The 21,955-nt window shown below is 71.6% G+C and carries 18 protein-coding genes; 9 read left to right on the top strand and 9 right to left on the bottom strand.

The genetic code is table 11. The features are described from left to right. Window positions 1–5: 5 nt before the first annotated feature. Window positions 6–761, top strand: a complete 756-nt coding sequence (locus HD597_RS53220) for a hypothetical protein (protein ID WP_253755494.1) — start codon at window positions 6–8, stop codon at window positions 759–761. Here the strand turns inward: HD597_RS53220 and HD597_RS53215 are convergent. Continuing rightward, the gene (locus HD597_RS53215; RefSeq protein ID WP_253755492.1) at window positions 741–1,418 is read right to left on the bottom strand and encodes a hypothetical protein; all 678 of its coding nucleotides are present in this window, start codon (window positions 1,416–1,418) and stop codon (window positions 741–743) included. The genes HD597_RS53220 and HD597_RS53215 overlap by 21 nt on opposite strands. A 111-nt stretch (window positions 1,419–1,529) precedes the next feature. Then, entirely contained in the window at window positions 1,530–2,555 is a 1,026-nt protein-coding gene (locus HD597_RS53210; protein ID WP_253755490.1) for a LacI family DNA-binding transcriptional regulator, read from the bottom strand. Window positions 2,556–2,692: 137 nt separating this feature from the next. Between HD597_RS53210 and HD597_RS53205 the strand changes: the two genes are divergently transcribed. From HD597_RS53205 to HD597_RS53185, 5 genes are read left to right on the top strand one after another with little or no spacing between them, the layout of a single operon-like run. Continuing rightward, window positions 2,693–4,063 (top strand): ABC transporter substrate-binding protein, encoded by a 1,371-nt coding sequence (locus HD597_RS53205; protein WP_253755488.1) that lies wholly within the window; start codon window positions 2,693–2,695, stop codon window positions 4,061–4,063. Continuing rightward, on the top strand, window positions 4,060–4,932 hold the full coding sequence (locus tag HD597_RS53200; protein WP_253755486.1) for a carbohydrate ABC transporter permease: 873 nt from the start codon (window positions 4,060–4,062) through the stop codon (window positions 4,930–4,932). The genes HD597_RS53205 and HD597_RS53200 overlap by 4 nt, the downstream gene beginning before the upstream one ends. Then, on the top strand, window positions 4,929–5,771 hold the full coding sequence (locus HD597_RS53195; RefSeq protein ID WP_253755484.1) for a carbohydrate ABC transporter permease: 843 nt from the start codon (window positions 4,929–4,931) through the stop codon (window positions 5,769–5,771). The genes HD597_RS53200 and HD597_RS53195 overlap by 4 nt, the downstream gene beginning before the upstream one ends. Before the next feature lie 23 nt (window positions 5,772–5,794). Further along, on the top strand, window positions 5,795–7,810 hold the full coding sequence (locus HD597_RS53190; RefSeq protein ID WP_253755482.1) for a glycoside hydrolase family 2 protein: 2,016 nt from the start codon (window positions 5,795–5,797) through the stop codon (window positions 7,808–7,810). Between the two features lie 12 nt (window positions 7,811–7,822). Continuing rightward, the gene (locus HD597_RS53185; RefSeq protein ID WP_253755480.1) at window positions 7,823–9,457 is read left to right on the top strand and encodes a sialidase family protein; all 1,635 of its coding nucleotides are present in this window, start codon (window positions 7,823–7,825) and stop codon (window positions 9,455–9,457) included. A gap of 57 nt (window positions 9,458–9,514) precedes the next feature. Here the strand turns inward: HD597_RS53185 and HD597_RS53180 are convergent, their stop codons facing one another. After that, on the bottom strand, window positions 9,515–10,093 hold the full coding sequence (locus HD597_RS53180) for a TetR/AcrR family transcriptional regulator (RefSeq protein ID WP_253755478.1): 579 nt from the start codon (window positions 10,091–10,093) through the stop codon (window positions 9,515–9,517). A gap of 163 nt (window positions 10,094–10,256) precedes the next feature. Between HD597_RS53180 and HD597_RS53175 the strand changes: the two genes are divergently transcribed. Beyond that, window positions 10,257–10,910 (top strand): GntR family transcriptional regulator, encoded by a 654-nt coding sequence (locus HD597_RS53175; protein ID WP_253755476.1) that lies wholly within the window; start codon window positions 10,257–10,259, stop codon window positions 10,908–10,910. On the opposite strand, the gene HD597_RS53170 is transcribed toward HD597_RS53175, so the two are convergent. The 5 genes from HD597_RS53170 to HD597_RS53150 are packed head-to-tail and all read right to left on the bottom strand — an operon-like array spanning window position 10,882 to window position 14,812. Beyond that, window positions 10,882–11,781, bottom strand: a complete 900-nt coding sequence (locus HD597_RS53170; RefSeq protein WP_253755474.1) for a DMT family transporter — start codon at window positions 11,779–11,781, stop codon at window positions 10,882–10,884. The genes HD597_RS53175 and HD597_RS53170 overlap by 29 nt on opposite strands. Continuing rightward, the gene (locus tag HD597_RS53165; protein WP_253755472.1) at window positions 11,778–12,569 is read right to left on the bottom strand and encodes an amino acid ABC transporter ATP-binding protein; all 792 of its coding nucleotides are present in this window, start codon (window positions 12,567–12,569) and stop codon (window positions 11,778–11,780) included. The genes HD597_RS53170 and HD597_RS53165 overlap by 4 nt, the downstream gene beginning before the upstream one ends. 5 nt (window positions 12,570–12,574) lie before the next feature. Then, window positions 12,575–13,417, bottom strand: a complete 843-nt coding sequence (locus HD597_RS53160) for an amino acid ABC transporter permease (protein WP_253755470.1) — start codon at window positions 13,415–13,417, stop codon at window positions 12,575–12,577. Beyond that, complete coding sequence (locus HD597_RS53155; protein WP_253755468.1) at window positions 13,404–14,273, bottom strand: transporter substrate-binding domain-containing protein; 870 nt, start codon at window positions 14,271–14,273, stop codon at window positions 13,404–13,406. Before HD597_RS53155 ends, HD597_RS53160 begins: the two co-directional genes overlap by 14 nt. Window positions 14,274–14,314: 41 nt before the next feature. Further along, window positions 14,315–14,812: a gamma-glutamylcyclotransferase family protein gene (locus tag HD597_RS53150; protein ID WP_253755466.1), complete on the bottom strand. Its 498-nt coding sequence runs from the start codon at window positions 14,810–14,812 to the stop codon at window positions 14,315–14,317. Window positions 14,813–14,904: 92 nt separating this feature from the next. Between HD597_RS53150 and HD597_RS53145 the strand changes: the two genes are divergently transcribed. Beyond that, entirely contained in the window at window positions 14,905–15,348 is a 444-nt protein-coding gene (locus HD597_RS53145) for a VOC family protein (RefSeq protein ID WP_253755464.1), read from the top strand. A 93-nt stretch (window positions 15,349–15,441) separates the two neighbouring features. Beyond that, on the top strand, window positions 15,442–18,534 hold the full coding sequence (locus HD597_RS53140; protein WP_253755462.1) for a helix-turn-helix transcriptional regulator: 3,093 nt from the start codon (window positions 15,442–15,444) through the stop codon (window positions 18,532–18,534). A gap of 6 nt (window positions 18,535–18,540) precedes the next feature. On the opposite strand, the gene HD597_RS53135 is transcribed toward HD597_RS53140, so the two are convergent. Next, complete coding sequence (locus HD597_RS53135; protein ID WP_253755460.1) at window positions 18,541–21,948, bottom strand: M28 family peptidase; 3,408 nt, start codon at window positions 21,946–21,948, stop codon at window positions 18,541–18,543. Between the last annotated feature and the right edge of the window lie 7 nt (window positions 21,949–21,955).

The raw sequence follows: 21,955 nt of genomic DNA, 5'->3' as shown, positions 1-21,955 counted from the left end.
TGCCGATGTTCCGTCTCCTGGCCATCCTGGCGGCCACCGCACCGAGCTTCTCATCCGCCTTCATGCTCGTGGAGTGCGGCTGGTTCGCCTATGAGGTGGTGCAGCCGGCCCCGGCGGCGGTCGCGGTCTGGAGCACCGCCGGATACGCTGCGCAGCTGCTGCCGGTGGTGCTGGCGTTCCTCGCGCTCTGGGCGCCGCGATGGTTGCCGAAGGCCGGCGCGATCGCCGCGGCGGTGACGCTGGCGGCCAACGCGCTGACCTTCGCCGTTCCCTACGCCTCGCCCTGCGCCGCGCCCGCGGGCCTGTGGGTCCCGGTGATCTGCTCGGCTGCCGCCCTCGTCGCCTTGCTGCTGTCCCGCCCGGAGCCGCCGCTGCCGGGGCGGCTGGCGGCTCTCTGGAGCGCCGTCGTGCTCCTGGCGCTCGGCCAGACCCTGGTCAGGACCTTCACCGGTGAGGACTTCACCTGCTGGGCGGATCTGACGGGAGACTGGGCGCTGGTCCAGATGCGCCTCGACACCGCGCAACACCTCCACCACTGGGTCAGCGTGGCCGCGATCGGCGCCGTGCTGGCCCGGCGTCGGGCCGCGCCGTTCCTCGGCCTGGTGCTGCTGGTGCCCGCGCTGTACATGCCGGCCGCCTGGTTCCTGTCGGGCGCGGGGCACGGCTGCTCCAGCACCCTGGCGCTGTTCACCTGGCCGTACCTGCTCGCGGGGGTGCTGGCGCTGCTCTCCGCGGTCCGCCTAACCCGCCAGCCCCAGTAGGAACGCCACGGGCACGAACGCGACCGCCAGCCCCACCGCCCACCACCGGGGCGCGGGCCCGTCCCTGAGCACCGTGACGCCGAGCGGCACCAGCGCCACGATCAGCCCGGCCAGCGCCGCCAGCGCGACGGGGTCGCTGCTGCCCTTGAGCACGCCCAGCGGCAGGCCGGCCGCCAGCCCCAGCGCCACGCTCCTGACCGGGCCCAGCGCCCCGGCCCGGTAGGCGCCGACCGCCAGCACGATCCAGCCGCCCATGATGCACACGTTCGTCGCCTTGAACACGTGGAAGGCGCCGTACGTCCCCTCGACCGCCCGTTGCGCGGCCTCCAGCCCGAGGACGTCCACGAGCTGGAACGCCAGATGCCCGACGCCGGCGTGGAACACCCGCCCGAACAGCCCGATCACGACCAGCGTGACACCCCACCGCGCCCACGCCGACGGCCCGGCGCGCCTGCCCAGCGCGGTCACGGCGGGCCACAGCAGCACGGCCCCGGCCGCGTACAGGCCGTAGGACCAGGACATCCGCCCGGGGTCGGCGGCGTACGCGGCGAGCTGGCCGGGGAAGAAGTCGTCCTCCCCCACGCGGACGAGCACTCCGGCGGCGAGCAGCAGCGGCCCCAGCACCGCGCCGGCGCCCTCGACCCAGCGCCCTGGCATCTCTTGGTTCATACCGGCCATCCAAGCGACGGCCGGGCGCCCGCACACGGGCGCTACGGCGAGACCCTCAGGTAGTGCCCGCACCACCCCCGGGCCGCGACCTGATGGCGGTCACCGTGGGCTGACCTCGCCCCCCGTGCTCTCGCGGACGATGAGCCGGTGGGGCACCACGATCTCGGGGGGCGCGCCGATCTCCCCCCGGATCGACTCCAGCAGCGTGTCCACCGCCCGCCGAGCGATCTCCCCCTTGTCAGGGGCGATCGTGGTCAGGCTGGGCGTGCTGTACTGGCCCTCCTCGATGTCGTCCAGGCCGACCACCGCCACGTCGTCGGGGACGCTGCGGCCCGCCCTGGTCAGCGCCCTGATCGCGCCCAGGGCGAGCAGGTCGTTGTAGCAGAACACCGCGTCGGGCGGCTCGGGCAGGGCCAGCAGCCGCTCCATGGCCTCGGCGCCCAGCCTCCGGTGGAAGTGCGCGGTGGGAACGATGAGCTCGTCGTCCACGTCCAGCCCGGCGCGGGCGTGCGCCTGCCGGTAGCCGGCGGTGCGGAGCTGGGCCGTCTCCCCCGTCGCGTACGGCTGGTCGCCGATGGCGGCCACCCGGCGGCGGCCCAGCTCCAGCAGGTGCGCGGTGGCGTCGCGCGCGGCGGCCACGTTGTCGATGGCGACGTGGGGGAAGCTGCCGTTGAAGATGTGCTCGCCGAGCAGCACGATGGGCACGCGGTTGCCCCGGGCGCGCAGCTCCTCGGCGGAGACCGACAGCGGGCTGAGCAGCAGGCCGTCGAACATCGTGGCCCGGGAGTCGCGCCCGAGCAGCTCGCGCTCCCTGTCGCCGTCGCCGTCGGTCTGGTCGATCATCACCACGTAGCCGTGGGCGCGGGCCGCCTTGATCACCTCGCGGGCCAACTCGGCGAAGTACGGCACGTCCAGCTCGGGCACCACGAGGGCGATCATGCCCGTGCGGCCCTGTTTGAGGTTGCGCGCGATGAGGTTGGGGCGGTAGTCGAGCTCGTCGAGCGCCACCTGGACCCGGGCCCGCAGCTCGTCGGAGACCGGCGCGTAACCGTTGACGACGTTGGACACCGTACGGATCGACACGTTCGCCAGTTTCGCGACGTCGCGCAGCGTTGTACCGGCCATGCGTCTCCTATACCTCCGGGCGCCGTTCTTGGGAAGATCCTAAACCTGCTCTTGCATCGTTGCAGACGAGTATGCATTATGTCTGCATCGTTGCAGAGCCTTCACAACCCCCTTCCCCGTCCGGCGAGGAGTCGAAGATGACTACATCCCCCATTGGCCGCCGCGGCTTCCTCAAGGGAGCCCTCGGCATCGGCACGCTCGCCGCCACCGGGTCACTGGCCGCCGCGTGCGCGGCTCCGGGCGGCACGAGCGCCCAGCCGAGCAGCCTGGCCGCGCCCTCCGCGTCCGGCTCCGCCGCCAAGGGCGAGATCACGATCTGGAACCGGTCGGGGGACCTGTTCAAGGTGTTCGACGCCGCGATCGCCAAGTTCCGCCAGGCGTACCCGAACGTCAAGGTCGACCACCAGGCCGTGGACATCGACGCCAAGCTGGCCAACACGCTGATCAGCGGCACCGACGTGCCCGACGGCAGCTTCTGGGACGACGCCAAGATCGGCGGGCAGGCGGAGCACCTGTTCGACCTGACCGACCTGATCGCGCCGTACAAGGAGCAGACCTCGGCGTACAAGCTGTCGGTGAACACCGTGGACGGCAAGATCTACGGCGTCCCGTGGGACCTGGACCCGGGCCTGCTCTGGTACCGGGAGGACGTCCTGGAGAGCGCCGGCGTCGACCCGGCGAGCCTGGCCACGTACGACGACCTGCTCGCCGCCTCCCGGACGATCAAGGAGAAGGACCCGAAGACCAGGCCCATCCACCTGGAGAAGACCCCGTTCCTCAGCCAGCTCTGGCTGGAGATGCTGGCGAACCAGCAGGGCACGAGCCTCACCGACGCCCAGGGCAGACTGCGGCTCGAATCCGAGGAGTACCGGCGGATCTTCACCTGGATCCAGACCGCGGTCAAGGACGGTCTCGTCACCCACGCCCCCTACCTGGAGCAGGCCGACGTCAACACGCTCGACAACGGCCAGCAGGTGTTCGTGCCATGGGCGATCTGGTGGTCGTTCGCGCCGCAGCAGCTCCTCAAGAACACCAAGGGCAAGTGGCGCGCGGCGCCGCTGCCCGCCTGGACGCCGGGCGGCGCGCGCAGCGGCGCCATGGGCGGCAGCAGCTTCATCATCCCCGCCAAGGCCAAGAACCCGGAGCTGGCCTGGCTGCTGTACGAGTTCCTGTGCTTCAAGGAGCCCGGCTACACCGCCGTGTACGGCCCCAACGACGTCTACCCCGGCGGCCTGTCCACCTCGATCCCCAGCTACACCCCGGCCGCCGACCCGGCCAAGCCGCTGTTCAAGCCGATCGAGGCGCTCGGCGGCCAGGACCTGTGGAAGGTCGCCGTCGAGGCGGGCGCGAGCATCCCGGCCGCCGCGCCGATCCCGTGGTGGTGGGCGCAGTCCGTGGACTACCTCGGCAACAACATGCAACGCCTGATGGAAGGCAAGATGTCCCCTGACCAAGTGATCAGCGAGTCGGCCGCGAAGATTCAGAAGAACCTGATCGACCGCTCATGAGGCTGCGCTCCGTACGGCTGACGCCGTACCTGTTCATCGCCCCGTTCTTCGTGGTCTTCGGCGCGTTCGGGCTCTACCCGCTGATCTACGCGCTGCAGCTCAGCTTCATGCGCTGGCGGGGCGGGAGCGAGGCCCGCTGGGTCGGCCTCGACAACTACCTGTACCTGCTGACCAGCCCGGAATTCTGGTCCTCGCTGGGCAACAGCGCGGTCATGTGGCTGCTCGTCGTGCCGATCCAGATCGTGGCCGGGCTGGGCGGCGCGGTGCTGCTGGCCAACGCCAAACTGCGGCTGCGCGGGTTCTTCCGGGTGGCGTTCATCGCGCCGTTCGTGACGCCGCTGGTGGCCATGGCGCAGGTGTGGATCGTGGTGTTCGACCAGGACCACGGCCTGATCAACTACCTGCTCAACCTGGTGGGCCTGCCCGACGTGGGCTGGCTGACCTCCACCGCGTGGTCCAAGCCCACGCTGGCGCTGCTGTTCCTGTGGAAGACCACCGGGTTCGCGATCATCATCCTGCTCGCCGGCCTGCAGGCCGTCCCCGGCGGCGTGTACGAGGCCGCCTCGCTCGACGGCGCCTCCCGCTGGCGCCAGTTCTGGTCGATCACCGTGCCGCTGGTGCGCCGGAGCATGGCGTTCCTCGTGGTCATCCAGACGCTGGCCGTCTTCCAGATGTTCGCCGAGCCGTTCGTGGTCACCGAGGGCGGCCCGTACGGCTCCACCACCACCGCGGGGCTCTACCTCTACGACCACATCACCGCCTCCGACCTGGGCACCGGCGCCGCGAACTCGTTCCTGCTGGTCCTGCTGGTCTTCGGCCTGTCGCTGGTCTCCGTCAGGATGCTGCGCCCGAAGGACGAGGTGTCATGAGCCAGAACAGGCCCGGGATCGGGCAGTACGTGCTGCTGGCCCTGCTCGCGATCGTGTTCCTCTCCCCGATCTGGTGGGCGGTCAGCTCCTCGCTCAAGCCGGCGGCCGAGATCATCGCCAGCCCGCTGTCGATCGGCGAGCTGACGCTGGACAACTACCGGGCGATGTTCGCCGACGTGCCGATCGGCACCGGGTTCCTGAACACGGCGATCGTGCTGCTGGTCAAGGGCGGGATGACGATGGTCTTCTGCCCGCTGGCCGGCTACGCCTTCGCCAAGTACGACTTCCCTTTCAAGAATCTGCTCTTCGGCGTCGTGCTGCTGACGCTGATGCTGCCGACGCTGGTGCTGATCATCCCGCTGTTGCTGGAGATGAGCGCGCTCCGCTGGGTGAACACCTACCAGGCGCTGATCCTGCCGGGCAGCGTCGACGCGTTCAGCATCTTCTGGATGCGGCAGACGATCGCCGCCATCCCGAACGAGCTGATCGACGCCGGGCGGGTGGACGGGGCCGGCGAGTTCGGCATCTTCTACAAGGTCGTGCTGCCGGTCATCCGGCCGGGCCTGGCCGCGCTGGCCGTGCTGACCACCATGAACATCTACAACGACTTCGTCTGGCCGGTCGTCGCCGTCAACGACACCGCGCACCAGACCCTCCAGGTGGTGCTGTCCACGCTGGCCCAGAACGTCACCGGCAACCGCATCGGCGCCGACTTCGCCACCGTGTGGGGCGAGCTGCTGGCCGCCGGGAGCATCGCCATGCTGCCGCTGTTGGTGATCTTCGTACTGCTGCAGCGCCACTTCATCAACGGCATCCTCGCGGGCAGCGTCAAGGGCTGACCCGGATCATGAAAGAGAGCGACATGGAGTACCCCCGCCCCCACTTCGACCGGTCACACTCCTGGTCGAGCCTGAACGGCGACTGGGGCTTCCGGGCCGACACCGAGCAGGGCTACGACCGGACCATCACCGTGCCCTTCGCCTGGGAGACCCCCGCGTCGGGCATCGAGGCCCACTGGCTGCCCGTGGCCTGGTACCGCCGCACGTTCACCGTCCCCGCCGGATGGCGCGGGCAGCGGGTCGTGATCCAGTTCGGCGCCGTGCACCACGAGGCCACCGTGTGGGTGAACGACGTCGAGGTGGTCAGCCACCGGGGCGGGTACACGCCGTTCGAGGCCGACATCACCGACGCGCTCCGCTCCCAGGGCGAGCAGGAGGTCGTGGTACGGGTCTCGGCGCCGCTGGACAAGCGCGAGCTCGCGCACGGCAAGCAGCGCAGCATCCCGCGCGACGACTTCGACGGCGTCTGCTTCACGCCCTCCTCGGGCATCTGGCAGAGCGTCTGGCTGGAGGCCAGGCCCGCGACGTACCTGGCGGGGCTGAAGCTGCGCCCCTCGGACGGGCTCGACGCCATCGAAGTGGAGGCCCGGGTCGGCGGGACCGCTGAGGCCACGCTCGTGCTGAGCCTGCGCGGCACGGATCTGAGCGTCGAAGTGCCGGTCGTGAACGGCCTGGCCGAGGCCGTGATCCCGGTCGCCGAGCCGCGCCTGTGGTCGCCGGAGGACCCGCACCTCTACCACGTGGACGCCACGCTGGCCTCGGCCGACGGCACCGACACCGTCGCCGCCTACACCGGGCTGCGCCGCATCGAGGTGATCGGCGAGGACCTGTACCTCAACGGCAGCCGCCTGTTCGTCCGCGGCGTGCTCGACCAGGGGTACTGGCCGCTGACCGGCATCACCCCGCCCGACGACGCCGCGCTGCGCCGCGACATCGAGCTGGCCGCGAAGGCCGGCTACAACCTGGTGCGTAAGCACCTCAAGCTGGAGGACCCGCGCTTCGTCCACCACGCCGACGTGCTCGGCATGCTGGTGTGGGCCGAGCCGGCCGCGACCGGCCGCTTCTCCGCCGACTCGGTGGCGGCGTTCGAGGAGCAGATCGCGCCCATGGTCGAGCGCGACGGCAACTCGCCCGCGATCGTCATCTGGGGCCTGTACAACGAGGAGTGGGGCCTCGACTGGGACATCCCCGGCGACCCGGCCAAGCAGGCGGCGACGGCGCAGGCGTACGACCTGCTCAAGGCGCTCGACGCGAGCAGGCCCGCCGTCGACAACTCCGGCTGGACGCACGTCAAGACCGACCTGCTCGACTGGCACTACTACGACGAGTCCGCGGCCTCCTGGGGCAGGACGGTCGCCGCCCTGCTGAACGGCGAGCAGGATGACTTCCCCGTCAAGCTCGGCCCCGACTTCGTGGTGCGCAAGAAGCTCGCCGGCAGCCCCGGCCAGCCGCTGCGCGGCCTGCCCAATCTCAACAGCGAGTACGGCACCGGCTTCACCTCCGTCGAGCGCGGCTGGCAGCTTCGCTGGCAGACCCAGGAGCTGCGCCGCCACGACCGCGTGGCCGGTTACGTCTACACCGAGCTGTACGACATCGAGCACGAGATGGCCGGCCTGCTCGACTTCGAACGCCGCGCCAAGGACCTGGCCGGGGTGGACCCGGCCGACGTGAACGCCACCACGACGCTGGTGCTCGACGTCGTGCCCGTCGCGCCCGGCCGTGACCTGCTCAGCGAGTCGCGCGAGGTGAGCGTGCCCGTACGCGTCTCGCACCACGGCGGCGCGCCGGTCAACGGCCACCTGCACACCGCCTGGACCCCGGTCTTCGGCGCGGCGCCCGCGTCCCCCGGGGCGCGGGGCCCGTGGATCGAGGCCAAGCCGTTCCTGCTCAGCGCCGCCGCCGAGGTGCGCGCCGAGCTGCCGGACGGCTGGACCAGCGGGCGCCTGCACCTCGCCCTCATCAGCGACGGCGCGGTCGTGGCCCGCTCCGCCGTGGACGTCGACACCTTCACCGGCTTCGTCATCGGAGACAACCGCTAAAGGAGACCAGTAGTGCGGCTGACACCCCCCGCGCGGCTCGTGACCGCGTTAGCCCTCATCGCCACCTGCCTCGGAGCACTGGCCGGCCCCGCTTCCGCGGCCCCCGCCGGCCAGGTGCTCTACTCGCCCGACCTGTCCGCGTTCCCCCAGGGTGACGCCAGTTACCCGAGGGCGATCAGGCTCGACCACGACGGCTCGGCGAACGAGACGATGCTCGCCACGTACGCCAGGCGCGGCCACAACGCGCCCGCCTCGTTCCCGATCCACCGCAGCACCGACGGCGGCCGCACCTGGTCGGCCGGCCCGATCTCCACCGTCACCTCCCACACCCCGGGCTGGGGCATCGGGGCGCCCGTCCTGTACGAGGTGCCGCGCACGGCCAACGGCCTGAACCAGGGCGACATCCTGGCGGCCGGGACCGCCTGGGTGGACGGCGACTACACGGCGCAGAAGGTCGAGGTGTTCAGGAGCACCGACCACGGCGTGACGTGGACGTACCTGTCCAACTGCACGCAGACCAGCGGCCTGCCCGACACGATCGGGCACGGCATCTGGGAGCCGTGGTTCCTGCTCGCCCCGGACAACACGCTGGCCTGCTTCATCTCCGACGAACGGCCCGCGAACAGCGCCACGAACAACCAGGTCATCGGCCACTACACCTCCACCGACGGCGGCCGGTCCTGGAGCGCCACGATGACCCTGGACGTGGCCTTCCCCGCCGACAATCTGGCCAGGCCCGGCATGTCGATCGTGACAGGGCTGCCGAACGGCACGTTCCTGATGGCGTACGAGCTGTGCAGGGACGCCACGGACGCCGACCACGCGTGCGAGGTGTACGTCAAGACCAGCTCCAACGGCCTCAACTGGGGCACCGGAGCCGGCACCCTCGTGCGCACCGCGGACCAGCGGGAGCTGCTGCACACCCCGTACGTGGCCTGGCTGCCGGGCGGCGGCCCGAACGGCACGCTGCTGTTGTCGGGCCAGCGCGTCGTGGCGGGGCCGACCGGCGACAAGACCGTGCTGGGCGAGTCGGGCCAGGTGATATTCGCCAACACCAACCTGGGCGCCGGCGAGTGGACCGAGATCGAGGCGCCCGCGCTCACCTCGCCGACCGGCGGCTACAACCCCGGCGAGCCCTCCTGCCCCGGCTACAGCTCCCCCGTCGTGCCGTCGGCGAACGGCACCGACTTCCTCTACCTGACCGCGACCCGCCTGACGGGCAACCAGTGCCAGGTCAGGTACGGCCTCGGCACGCTGCCCGCCAAGGCGGTGCGCATCACCGGCCCCGGCGGCAAGTGCCTGGACGTCGACACCAACACCAACGCCAACGGCAACGCCGCCCAGCTCTGGGACTGCGGCGTGGCCACCGGCCAGCGCTGGTCGCGGCACCCTGAGGGCAGCCTGCGCGCCTTCGGCAAGTGCCTGGACGTGGACGCGCAGGGCACCGCCAACCACACCGAGGTGCAGCTCTGGGAGTGCAACGGCAGCGGCGCCCAGAAGTGGACGCACCGCTCGGACGGCTCCCTGTTCAACCCGCAGTCGGGCCGCTGTCTCGACGCGCCCCAGGGCGCCACCGCCAACGGCACGAAGCTGCAGATCTACGACTGCAACGGCCTGTTCCCGCAGCAGTGGACCATCCCCGCCTAGCCGGAGGACTCCGGGGGGCGCGGCGAGCAGGTCGCCGCGCCCCTCACCCTTGCCCGGTCAGGTGAACTGCTGGGCCATCTGGTCGAGCGTCTCGCTCATGACCTCGCGCAGCGTGCGCGCCTCCCGCTCCTCCGCCCACAGGTGCGCGGCCACCCGCAGCGCCACCAGGAAGGCCGCGGCCAGCACCCGGGGCGGCACCGTGGTGGGCCGGTCGCCGACCGCCTCGACGAGGTCGCGCTCCAGGGCCGCGTGGTTGGCGAGCTGGCGGGCCAGCAGCGAGGGGTGGCGCTTGGCGAGGCGGGTGCGCAGCGCCCATTCGCGCTCTGGCTCCTGCAGCTCCCGCTGCACGTCGTCGATCGATCGCCGCAGGGCCTGCCAGGCCGTCAGCCCTTCCGGCTGGGCGCGCAGCTGCTCCACCAGCGCCCGGATGCGCTGCTCCTCGCCGTACAGGAGCGCGTCCTCCTTGCCGGAGAAGTAGTTGGAGAACGTGCGCCGCGAGATGTTGGCGGCGTCGGCGATCGCCTCGACGGTGACGGCGTCGAGGCCGTGCTCGACCACGAGCCGCAAGGCCGCCTCGTGCACGGCCTGACGGGTCTCGGCCTTCTTGCGTTCCCGCAGCCCCACCGTGGTCTCCATGATGGACGCAAGCCTACCTGTGGCGGGCGTGCGAGCCCCGGCTGCGGTCAGGGCCCGCACAAGATCATTATCGCTCATCAAGATCACTTATGGAGCACTCACGACATTGTGTACACTCCTGTATACAGGAGTGTGACCCCATCATAGGAGCACCATGGCCGCAATGCCCGAGCGCAAGAGCCGCCGCACCGCGGAGTTCATGGCCGACGTCGTGCACGAGCGGCTGCGTGACGCCATCCTGGCCGCCGAGTTCCGGCCCAACCACCGCCTGGTCGAGGAGGAGCTCGCCGACTGGCTGCAGGTGAGCCGCACGCCGGTGCGCGAGGCGCTGCTGCGGCTGCGCCAGGAGGGGCTGGTCGTCCAGCGCAAGGGCTGGTTCGTGCGCGACCACGCGCCGGAGGAGATCCTGGAGATCATCGAGGCGCGGGCCGGCATCGAGGCCCACGCCGCCTACCTCGCGGCCGAGCGGCTCGACGGCGAGCGGCTGGCGCGGCTGGAGGAGCTCATCGAGCAGATGGAGGTGCCGGGGATCTCGCGGCCGAAGCTCAACGAGCTGAACAACGAGTTCCACGAGATCATCACCGACGGGGCGGGCAACTCGCTGGTCGTCCAGTTCTACCGGCGCACGAAGGTCAACTACTGGAACTTCAACCAGCCCGTGGTCTTCACCCCGGCCGACGACGAGGTGGTCAACACCCAGCACCGCGAGCTGGTCGCGGCCATCGCGGCCAAGGACGCCGAGACGGCGGCGCGGGTGGCGCGCGCTCACGTCAACAACACCACCCGCATCATCGTGGCCGCGCTCGGGCTCGGCTGACGAGCGCCGGGCCGAGGCCGAAGGTCAGCAGGCCGAGCAGGATCACGGCCAGCGCGCCCCACTGCCGGGCGCTCATCGCCTCGTCCAGCACCAGCACGCTGAGCAGCAGGCCGACGAACGGCTGCAGGTAGGTGTTGACCGACGCCGCGGTCGAGCCCCACCGCAGGATGAACCGGAAGTAGAGCAGGTATCCGGCGGCCGAGGCGAGCAGGCCCAGCTCCACCACGGCCAGCACCGGCAGGAGTGCCGGGCGCCCGGCCGAGAGGTTGCCCGTCAGGGCCGTGGCCGGCACGAGCCAGAGGGTGGCGGCCGTGAGCTGGCCGTAGGCGATCACGGCCGGGTCCAGGTGCGGGAGGTGCGTGCGGGTGTAGACGTTGCCGATCGCGAAGATCGCGGAGCTGGCGACGACGGCGAGGGGCCAGGCTCCACCGGCCGCGGAGCCGCCCGACAGCGCCGCCATGCCGAAGAAGGCGATGACGATCCCGGCCAGCCGGGAGGCGCTGAACCGCTCGGCCCGCGTCACCAGGCTCGCGATCAGGAACACGAACACCGGCGTCGTCGCCGACAGCACCACCGCCGTGGAGGAGGTGACGTGTTGCTGCGCCGCCGTGAGCAGGGTGAACGGCAGCGCGATGTTGAACGCCCCGAGCAGCGCCAGGTGCCCGAGCAGCCGCCGGTCCCGCGGCACGGCGAGCCCGCGCACCCGTAACACGATCCCCAGCGCCGCGGCGGCCAGCGCCATCCGGATGAGCACGATCATGTACGGGTTGAACGATCTGAGGGCGATCGCGGTGAAGAAGAAGCTGGCTCCCCAGATCGACGTCATCACCGCGTAGAGCCCGTAGTCCCTGGCCGTGCCGCGGGCGGTCATGCAGGGGCGTCGTTCCTGCTGGACATCCTCGCCAGGAAGGCTCTGGTCCGCTCGTGCGCGGGCGCGTTCAGCACCTGTTCGGCCGGACCCTCCTCCACGATCGTGCCGTCCACCATGAAGATGATCCGATCCGCGATGTCCTCGACGAGCGGGATGTCGTGGGTGGCCATCAGCATCGTGCACTCCTGCCTGGCCAGGTCCCTGATGACGGTGGCGACCTCGACGCGCAGCTCGGGGTCGAGCGCGCTGGTCGGCTCGTCCAGCAGGATCATGCTCGGGTCCATGGCCAGCGCCCTGGCGATGGCCACCCGCTGCTGCTGGCCGCCGGAGAGCTGGCGCGGGTAGTGGTGCTCGCGCCCGGCCAGCCCCATCCGGCCGAGCAGCTCGACGGCCCGCCGCTCCGCCGCCGCCCGGTTCATGCCGAGCACCTGGCGCGGGCCGTAGGCCACGTTCTGGGTGGCGGTCATGTGCCGGAACAGGTTGAAGTGCTGGAAGACCATGCCGATGCGGGCCCGCTGCCTGCTCGCCTCGCGGTCGCCGAGCGGCTGCAGGTGATCATCCGCTTTGCGGTAGCCGATCAGCTCGCCGTCCACCTCGATGTAGCCGGAGTCGATCAGCTCCAGGTTGTTCACGCAGCGCAGGAACGTGGACTTGCCCGCCCCCGAGGGCCCGATGAGCGCCACGATCTCGCCGTCGTGCACCCGCACGGACACGTCCTTGAGCACCTGGGTGGCGCCGAAGGACTTGAACACGTGCCGCGATCGCATCTTGACCGCTGCCTCTGCCATGGCCGTCACCTCGCCGGGAACTTGCGCTCGAGGACGTGCTGCAGCACCGTGATCAGCGCGGTGAGCAGCAGATACCAGAAGGCGGCGACGAGCAGCAGTTCGAGATACTTGAAGTTGGTGTAGTAGACGCGGCTGACCGAGAGCAGGATCTCCGAGTACCCGATCGCGTACGCCAGCGACGTGTTCTTGATCATCAGGATGTACTGGTTGCCCACGGCCGGCATGACGATCCGGAACGCCTGCGCCAGCACGATCTGCCGGGTGATCTTGCCGCTGGGCACCCCGAGGGCCCGGGCCGCGTCGCGCTGCCCCTGGTCCACGCCCTGGATGCCGCTGCGGATGACCTCCGCCATGTACGCGCTCTCCGCCAGCGTCAGCGCGAACAGCCCGGCGACGAACGGCGTGAAGAACACGCTGGCCGCCTGGTCCTCGATCAGCACGACGTCCGTGAACGGGATCGACAGGCTCACCCGCCCGATCACCCTGGGCACCGCGTAGAACCAGATCAGCAGCTGCACCAGCATCGGCGTGCCGCGGAAGACGAACACGAACCCGGCCGCGGCGGCCCGCAGCACCGCGTTGCCGCTGATGCGCAGCAGCGCCACGCCCGTGCCGAGCACGATGGCCAGCGCCGTGCTCAGCGTGGCCAGGGAGAGAGTGCCCCAGACCGCCTCCAGGATCGTGGGCCCGAACAGGTAGCGCCCCACCGTGCCCAGGTCGAACACGCCCGAGCGGAGGAACGGCAGCACGATCAGGGGGACGGCGACGATGACGGCGCAGGCCTGGAGGATCTGCCCCCAGGGCCTGGGCCTGCGTACGGGGAAGTAGACCGGGTCAGGGCTTGGCATCGAGCTGCCCGTTGTAGGCGGGCTGCTTCAGCCCTCCGACGGCGAGGTTCCACTTGGCCAGGATCCTGCCGTACGTGCCGTCCTTCATCATCGCGTCGAGCGTGGTGTAGACGGCGTCGCGCAGCTCCGGGTTCCTGTCCTTCATGAAGGTGAAGTTGATCAGGTAGTCGACCAGGTGGTAGTCGGTGGTGGCGAACTGGTCGGGGTTCTCCTTGACGATGTACTGCGCCTGGGCCAGGTCGGGCGCGTACGCCGCGATCCGCTCCGACAGCAGCCCCTGCAGGCCGAGCGGCGTCGAGGTGTAGTGCTCGACCCCGATCTTCCCGGCCGGGCAGGAGGCGTTCTCCTTCTCCACGGCCTTCTCCAGCGTGGTCGAGCCCTCCAGCATGCCGAGCTTCTGACCGCACAGGGCCTGGCCGGTGGCGTACTTGCCCGCGTCCGCCTTGCGGACCAGGAACGTCGCGCCGGACTGGTAGTAGCCGATCATGTCGACCTGCTGGAGCCGCTCCGGGTTCGGGCTCATGCCGCCCGAGCCCATGTCGAACTGGCCCGCCTGCAGGCCGGTGATGATCGCCGAGTAGTCGACCTGCACCCACTGGGTGGTCAGGCCGAGCCGCTCGGCCACCTCCTCGACGATCTCCACGCCGAAGCCCTGGAGGTCCTGCGAGCCTTCCGCGCGGAACTCCCCTGGGATGTACGACTGCTGCGATCCGATCATGAGGACGCCCTCGTTGACCGTCGGCGCCTTGGCGCCCGAGGACGTCGTGCCGCCGCCACCGCCACCGCCGCCGGAGCAGGCGGCCAGCAGCAGCACGGCGGCGGTGGCGACGGCCGGGAGGAACAGCCTTCGTGACATGCGAGTCTCCCTGCGAGTGAGTGGTGGGGGGTGGGGGCCCGCTAGCGGGAGTCGGCGGAGCGGCCCGGCTTGCCGGCGGGCACGGGGCGGTCGAAGTCGGGGCACTCGGCGGCCTCGTCGAAGGTCTGCAGCACCTCGGCCTGGTAGCCCTCGGGGAAGCCCTGCTCGGCCAGGCCCTGGGGGACGCGCTCCCAGTAGAAGCGCGGGGGGCGCATGCGGATGCCCGGCTCGCTGAGCACGTACGTGAAGCAGTCGTAGTGCTCGCCGTCGTCACCCCGGACGGTCAGGAACACGATGTCGAAGTCGTCGAACTCGTCCTTCAGGTGCGCGTCGTCGACGTCGAACACGATCCCCTGGGCGGCCTTGCCGTACGTGCCGGTGTCGGCCAGGTGGCACCAGCCCCGGTCGGTCCGCTCGCCCGCCGCCCGGAACTGGATCTGCCGGTTGACCGCCTTGGCCTTGGTCACCGCGACGGCCTCCGGGAGGTATTTCCGCAGCTCGGACTCCAGCAGGTAGGTGCAGTAACCGAAGTAGTACATGGCTCTCTCCAGGGGAAACGAGTTTGTATGTGTTACCGTACGCCAATCTGTATACAGCCATTCCGGGCGTTCCGTCCAGATAGGGAGAACTCGTGATTCCGCTCTTCAGGCAGCTCCATCACGTGTGCGTCGTGGTCGCGGACCTGGACCGGGCCGTGGCGTACTACGAGAGCGTGGGCATCGGGCCGTGGTTCGACTACCCGAAGGGCGGCGCGTACGCGGAGTACGACGTGCCCAACGCCGAGGCCTCGGCCGCGATGCGCTACAAGTGCGCCGACCTGGACAACGTCCAGCTCCAGCTCTGCGAGCCGTCCGAGCTGGACTCGCCGCAGCGGCGCTTCCTCGACGAGTTCGGGGAGGGCGTCTACCACCTGGGCTTCGAGACCCCCGACCTGGCGCGGGCCGAGGAGCTGGGGCGGGGCGCGGGGCTGGGGATCGTCGCGCGGGGGCGCCGGGCCGACGGGTCCGGGTTCTGCTACTTCGACACGCGCGCCGGCGCCGGGGTGACGCTGGAGGTCCGTAAGACCCAGGTCTGACGGCCGGGCCGGACAGACGATGGACGAAACAGTGAGAAGCCAGCACACTCGCGAGGTGAATGCAGAGAACCTGCCACTGTTACGGAGACCCCGATGGCAAGCCTGGCTTCTCCTGCGCTGGTCGGGCGGGACGCCCCGCTGCGATTACTCGTCGGCGCCATCACCTGCCCGCCCGCCGTCATCCAGGTGCAGGGCGAGGCGGGGATCGGCAAGACCAGCCTCGTCCGAGCCGCGATCGAGCCGCTCACCTCGCCTGACAGGACCGTGCTGATCGGCCACTGTCACCAGATCCGCGAGCCGTTTCCTTACGGGCCGGTGTTCGACGCACTGCGCCACGTCGCCTCGGCCCTGCCCGGCCGCGACCGGCTCAGCCCGGTCACCGGAGCGCTGCGCGGCTACCTGCCCGAGCTCGCGGGACACCTGCCGCCCGCGCCGTCGCCACCGCCCATGGGCGACCCGCGCGCCGAGCGGCACCACCTCTTCCGGGCCGTGCACGCGCTGCTGGGCGCGGCCGGGATGGTGGTGCTGGTGGTCGAGGACCTGCACTGGGCCGACGACGGCACCCGGGACCTGCTGCGCTTCCTCACCGACCAGCCGCCCGAGGGGCTGGCCCTGGTGGTGACGTTCCGGCGGGAGGAGCTGCCGGTGCCGGGGCTGCCGTTCGGGCACGCGTACCGGCGGGCGCCCGGGGTGCGCAGCGAGCTGATCTCGCTGACGCCGCTCGACGTCGAGGGGGTGCGCAGGCTGGCCGGAGCGCTGCTCAGATCGGCCGCCACCGCGTCCGTCGTGCCTGCCGCGCAGGCCGCGCCTGAGGCATCGGGCGGGCCCGCCGCGCCTGGCGGATGGAGAGCGCCCGCCACGCTCACCACCGCCTTCGCCGCGAAGCTGCACGATCGCACGGCGGGGGTGCCGTTCGTGATCGAGGAGGTGGTGCGGTCGCTGCTCGACGACGAGGGCCGCCTGCCCGAGCCCGAGGCGCTCGACCGGATGGGCGTGCCGGTGCTGCTGCGCGAGGCCATGGCCGAACGCCTCACCGGGCTGTCACCCGCCGCGCTCCGCGCCGTCCACGCCGCCGCCGTCATGGGCCTGCCCGCCGAAGAGCCGCTCATCAACGCCATCGCCGGCCTGCCCGCGCCCCGCCCCGCCGCCCCGGGCCACACCCCGCGCGCCGCGCCCGGCCGGCAGGACCAGACGCCGCAGGACCAGACGCCGCAGGACGAGCCCGGGGAGTCGGGGCTGAGCGAGGCGTTGCAGGCCGGGGTGCTGCGCGAGCACCCCGACGGCCTGTACGGCTTCCGCCACGCCCTCGCCCGGCAGGCCGTCTACGACGCCATCCCCGGCCCCGAGCGCAGGCTCACGCACCGCCGCGCCATGGCCGCGCTGGCCGCGCTCGACCCGCCGCCCCTCGTCCAGCTCGCCCACCACGCCCGCCGCGCCGGCGACTTCGCGGCGTGGCAGCGGCACGGCAGCGCCGCCGCCGACCACTCCGCCGCGATCGGCGACATCCCGCTGGCCGTCGAGCTGCTGGAAGGGCTGCTCAGCGACCCGAAGCTGCCCAGGCAGGCCCGTGGGCCGCTGGCGCTCAGGCTCAGCCGCGTGGCCGCCATCGGCCTGTCGCACCGCCGCGTCGTCCGCATCCTGCGCCACCTCCTGTCCGACGACTTCCTGTCCCCCCGGGTACGCGGCGAGGCCCGGCTCAACCTCGGCGTGCTGCTGTCCAACCAGGCCGGCGCGATCACCGCGGGCCGGCAGGAGATCCTGGCCGCGCTCCCCGACCTGGCCGACAGCCCCTCCCTGGCAGCCCGCGGCCTGGCGCTGCTGGCGATGCCCGTGTGGGGCGGCGAGCCGCTGGCCATGCACGAGGAGTGGATGACGCAGGCGGAGAAGCTGCTGGTGGAGGACCAGGACCCGGAGCTGACCGCCGCCGTCCAGGCCAACAAGGTGAGCCTGGCCATGCTCGTCGGCTCCCCCGACGCGTTCGAGCTGGCCGGCACGCTGCCGGTCAACGACCCGTCCACCGCCGTGCGCAGGCAGGTGGCGCGCGGCTACTCCAACCTGTACGACGCCGCGCTCGCCCTCGGGCACTACGCCGCCGCCGGGCGCTTCGCCGAGCGGAGCAGGCGCGTCGCCGACGAGACCGGCGCGCTGTACCCGGCGTTCCTGGTGGAGATGTCGTCGATCCGGCTCGACCTGCTGACCGGTCGCTGGGACGGCCTGCGCGAGCGGGCGCTGGCCGCCGTCGAGATGACGTACGAGGCGCCGCTGCTCGCGGTGGAGGCCCGGCTCGCGCTCGGCGTGCTGGCCCTGGCCAGGGGCGAGTGGGACGAGGCCGGCGAGCACCTGGAGGCGGCCGGCGTGCGGGACCTGGACTCGGGATTCCTGCCGGTCGCCGTGGCGGGGTCGAGCGGGCTGGTCGAGCTCCACCTGACCAGGGGCGCGCTGGAGCCGGCGCTGGCGGCGGCCGATCTGGCGGTCACCCGGTTGCGGCGCAAGGGCGTGTGGGTGTGGGGCGACCAGCTCGTCCCGGCCGCCGTCGCCGCCCTGCTGAAGGCCGGCCGGTCGGAGGCGGCGGCCCGGCTGGTCGGCGAGTTCGCGTCGGGCATCGAGGGCAGGGACGCGCCCTCCGCGCACGCCGGGCACGACCTGGCCAGGGGCGCGCTGGCCTGCCACGCGGGCACGCCCGAGGAGGCGGCGCGGTGTTACGCGCGGGCGGGGGCGGCGTACCAGGCGATGCCGAGGCCGTACGCGGCGGCCCGCGCGGCCGAGCTGGAGGCGGGCGCCTGGCTGGCGGCGGCGAACCGCGCCGGCACGCCTGAGCGGGGTTCGTGCCGGGAGCGGGCCGCCGCGCTGATCGCCGATGCCGCCGAGCGGTACGCGGCGCTCGGCGCCACGCACGATGCCGCCCGCTGCCGCCGGCTCCTGCGCGAGCTCGGCCCCGACCGCCCGCCCGCGCGCCGCAGCAGGAAGGCCGGCGCCGGGGTGTTGTCGCCGCGCGAGAGCGAGGTGGCCAGGCTGGTGGCGCTGGGCCGGACGAACAGGGAGATCGCCGAGGTGCTGTTCCTGTCCCAGCGCACGGTGGACACGCACGTCGCCCGCGTGCTGCAGAAGCTCGGCGTGCGCACGCGGGCGGAGGTGAGAGAGCCCCGGCCGGAGGACCGGCCGGGGCCCGTCACCCCCGAGTCGTGAGGGCGGCTAGACGGTGATGCTCCACGAGTCGAGGTACCCGGTGTCACCCGAGTAGACGTCCTCGATGTCGAGCACCCACGTGCCGGCCGCCTGCTGGCTCACCGGTACGGAGAACGTCCTGGTCCCGTACGGGGTGCAGGTCGTGCCGCCGTAGCGGTCGACCACGTACCAGGTGCCGTTCGGCCCGCGCAGCCAGATGTCGAGGTCCTCCGCGCACGTGTGGCTGATCGTGATGGACAGCCGGACCGGTGAGGTCGCGGCACCTGTCGCGGTGGAGGAGATCGAGCTCTGGGTGTTGCTGTGGTCGGCGATCGGATGGTCGGTGTCGTTGGTGAACGTCCTGCCGCCCGACGTGCCCTGGACGGTCAGCGCGTACGTCGCCGTCCGCGTGGCCGTCTCGCCCGTGCCGGTCACCGTGACGGTGTAGCTGCCCGCCGGGGTGGTGGGCGCGGTCGAGATGGTCAGCGTGGCCGACCCGCCGGAGGTCACCGAGGCCGGGTTGAACGTGGCCGTGGCGCCGGTCGGCAGGCCGGAGGCCGCCAGGTTCACGGTCTGGGCGGTGCCGGCCGTGGTGCTGGTGCCGATGGTGGACGTGGCCGCCGAGCCCGCCTGAACGGTGCCGCTCGCCGGGTTCGCCGAGATCGAGAAGTCGCGGGTGGGCGGGGTGCCGCCGACCGCCTGCTTCCAGACCGCGTACATGGCCGCGTCCGCCGCCCGGTCGAGGACGGTGTCGTTGATGTTGGAGGTGGTGTCGCAGGAGGCGTGGTAGCACGGGTCGTACGCGCGCCCGGCCGTGCCGCCCCACTTGGCCGCCTGCGCCGAGGTCTTGGTGGCGCTGGCGCCGGCCGCGACGCCCGAGCTGGCGATGCCCGCGTTGCGGAAGGAGGCGTCGTCGGAGCGGTTGGCGCCCTCGACGTTCTCCTCGGGCTGCAGGCTCAGCCGGTCGTAGAACTCCTTGAGGTACGCGGCCCCGGCGGTGTTGATGTTGTTGATGAAGTAGCCGCCGTTGGTGGAGCCCGTCATGTCGTAGTTGTAGTAGACCTGGATCCGCTGCCGCTCGGCGGCGCTGAGCGAGGCCACGTAGTACTCCGACCCGTTGAGCCCCTGCTCCTCGTCGGTCCACCAGCCGAACCTGACGTGCTTGGCCAGCGTCGGGTTGCGCTGCGCGAGGGTCAGCGCGACCTCCAGGAGGTTCGCCGAGCCAGAGGCGTTGTCGTTGATGCCGGGCCCCGCCGCCACGCTGTCGAGGTGCGCGCCGGACATGATGACCTGGTTCGCGTCGCCGCCCGGCCAGTCGGCGATCAGGTTCGGGCCCGCGCCGCTGCTGCAGTAGGAGGTGGTGCAGCTCTGCCTGACCACGGTGTAGCCGGCCGCGCGCAGCCTCTCCTCGATGTACGACACCGACTGGGTGTATCCGGCGCCCGTTGACCTGCGGTTCCCACCGTTGCTCGTCGCGATCGACTGGAACTGCGCCAGGTGCGCCCTGACGTTGGCCAGGCTGATGTCCGGCGGGTCACCTGGGTTCGGCCCCTGGCCGACCGTGAGCGTGTACGTGGCGCTGTGCGAGGTCGAGCCGGCGCCCGTCACCGTGATCGGGTACGTGCCCTGCGGCGTGGCCGAGCCCACCCGCACCGTCAGCGTCGAGGAGTTGCCCGAGGTCACCGAGGCGGGGCTGAAGCTCGCCGTGGTGCCGGACGGCAGGCCGGACGCCGACAGGTTCACCGTCTGCGCGCTGCCCGAGGTGGTCTGCGTGTTGACCGTGACCGTGAGCTGCTGGCCCGGCGACCCGCTGCCGGACGACGGGTTGAGCGTGAGCGAGAAGTCGTTGCCCGGGGTGCCGCACGCGGGCTCACCCGACGCCGCCGCGACGCTGACCGCGCTCCAGGCGGCCTTGGTGGTGTTGCACTCCGCGCTGCTCGCGCCGTACAGCTCGATGACGGCCGCGACCGAGGCGGCGCGGACGTTCGCGTAACGCCAGGTCGAGGTCTTGCGGGAGAGGGCGCCCATGAAGATCTTGCCGGCCTTCTGGATGCCGATGCCGGTGACCGACGAGGGGCCGCCCGAGCAGATCGGGCTGGACGGCTTGCCGCCGCCCGGGTTGTTACCCTCGGCCAGCAGGTAGAACCAGTGGTTCAGCGGGCCGGCCGCCGCGTGCACCTCGGTGTTCGGGATCGAGGAGGACCAGCAGTTCGGGTCGCCGAGCGCGCCCGGGTTGTACATGTTGCGGATCGGGCCCTGCCCGACCAGGTTGACCTCCTCGCCGACCAGGTAGTCCGGCGGGTCGCCCGGGTTGTTCGCGTAGTGCTCGGTGAGCGCGCCGAAGATGTCGCCGGTGCCCTCGTTGATGCCGCCGTTCTCGTTGCCGGAGCCGGCGCCGCCGGGGGTGGTCTGGAAGATGGCGTGCCCGTACTCGTGGGCCACGACGTCGATGGGGGTGGCCTGCGCGGTGTTGGCCTGGTTGTGGCCGAAGTTGGTGTAGCTGCCGTTCCAGTAGGCGTTGACCTGGTTCAGCCCCACCCGGGCGGGGAAGCCGCGGCCGCTGCCGTTGATGCCGTTGCGGCCCAGCCAGTCACGCAGCATCTCCCACTCGCGCTGCACGCCGTAGAGGGCGTCCACGCAGGCGGTCTCCAGGTTGGTGCCCGAGCCGTTGCCCCACGCGTCGTCCGTGCCGGTGTAGGCGCTGCCGTTCTGGCCGCCGCACTGGATGCCGGGCCTGGTGGTGTCGGTCATCGAGTACGAGCTGCCGGAGCCGCTCGTGCCGATGGTCACCTGGCCGTTGTAGTAACCGTTGCCGGTGCCGGCGCGGACGAGGTCGTAGGAGTCGGCGATCTTCCCGGTGCGCGCGTCCACGAACACGTGCTGGATGCTCGGCTGCCCCGCGGCGATGCCGCTGACCACGGCCTCCCAGGTCAGCCGGGGCCGCTCGCCCCAGGCCAGCACGACCAGGCGCGGCTCGGCCGTGTCGTCCACCCGCTCCAGCCGGGTGCGCGCGACCTCCGTGGCGCGGCCGGCGCTGATCGTGGCCCTGGTCGGCACGCCCCGCGGGCTCGGCCCCGACGCCGCCACCGTGTCCCTGACGTGCCCCGCCGCGTCGGTCACCACGACGGCGTCGCCGCCCACCATGGGCAGGCCCTTGTACGTGCGCTCGTAGGCCACGTAGAACATGTCACTCGCGCCCGGCGTCACCGAGACCCTGCTGTACGCCTCGTCCGGACCTCTGGTGAGCTCGTCGAGCTGGCTGGAGACGGCCTTGTCGGCGACCGCCGCAGCGAGCGAGGCGGGATCGGCCGCCGCCGCCGCGAGCGTGCTCTCCTGCGACCTGGCGGCCCCTGGAGGGGCGGCGTTCGCGGGTGACACCACGGTCGCGGCCGTGGCGAGGCCCACGACCGCGGCGAGTAAGGCTTTGCGTTTCACGGCTGTC

Origin of the sequence: Nonomuraea thailandensis (genome assembly GCF_024172165.1) — a bacterium.
GTDB classification, from domain to species: domain Bacteria; phylum Actinomycetota; class Actinomycetes; order Streptosporangiales; family Streptosporangiaceae; genus Nonomuraea; species Nonomuraea thailandensis.
The sequence above is the reverse complement of the archived record's forward strand: the minus strand, read 5'-3'. Positions and strand labels throughout refer to the sequence as shown.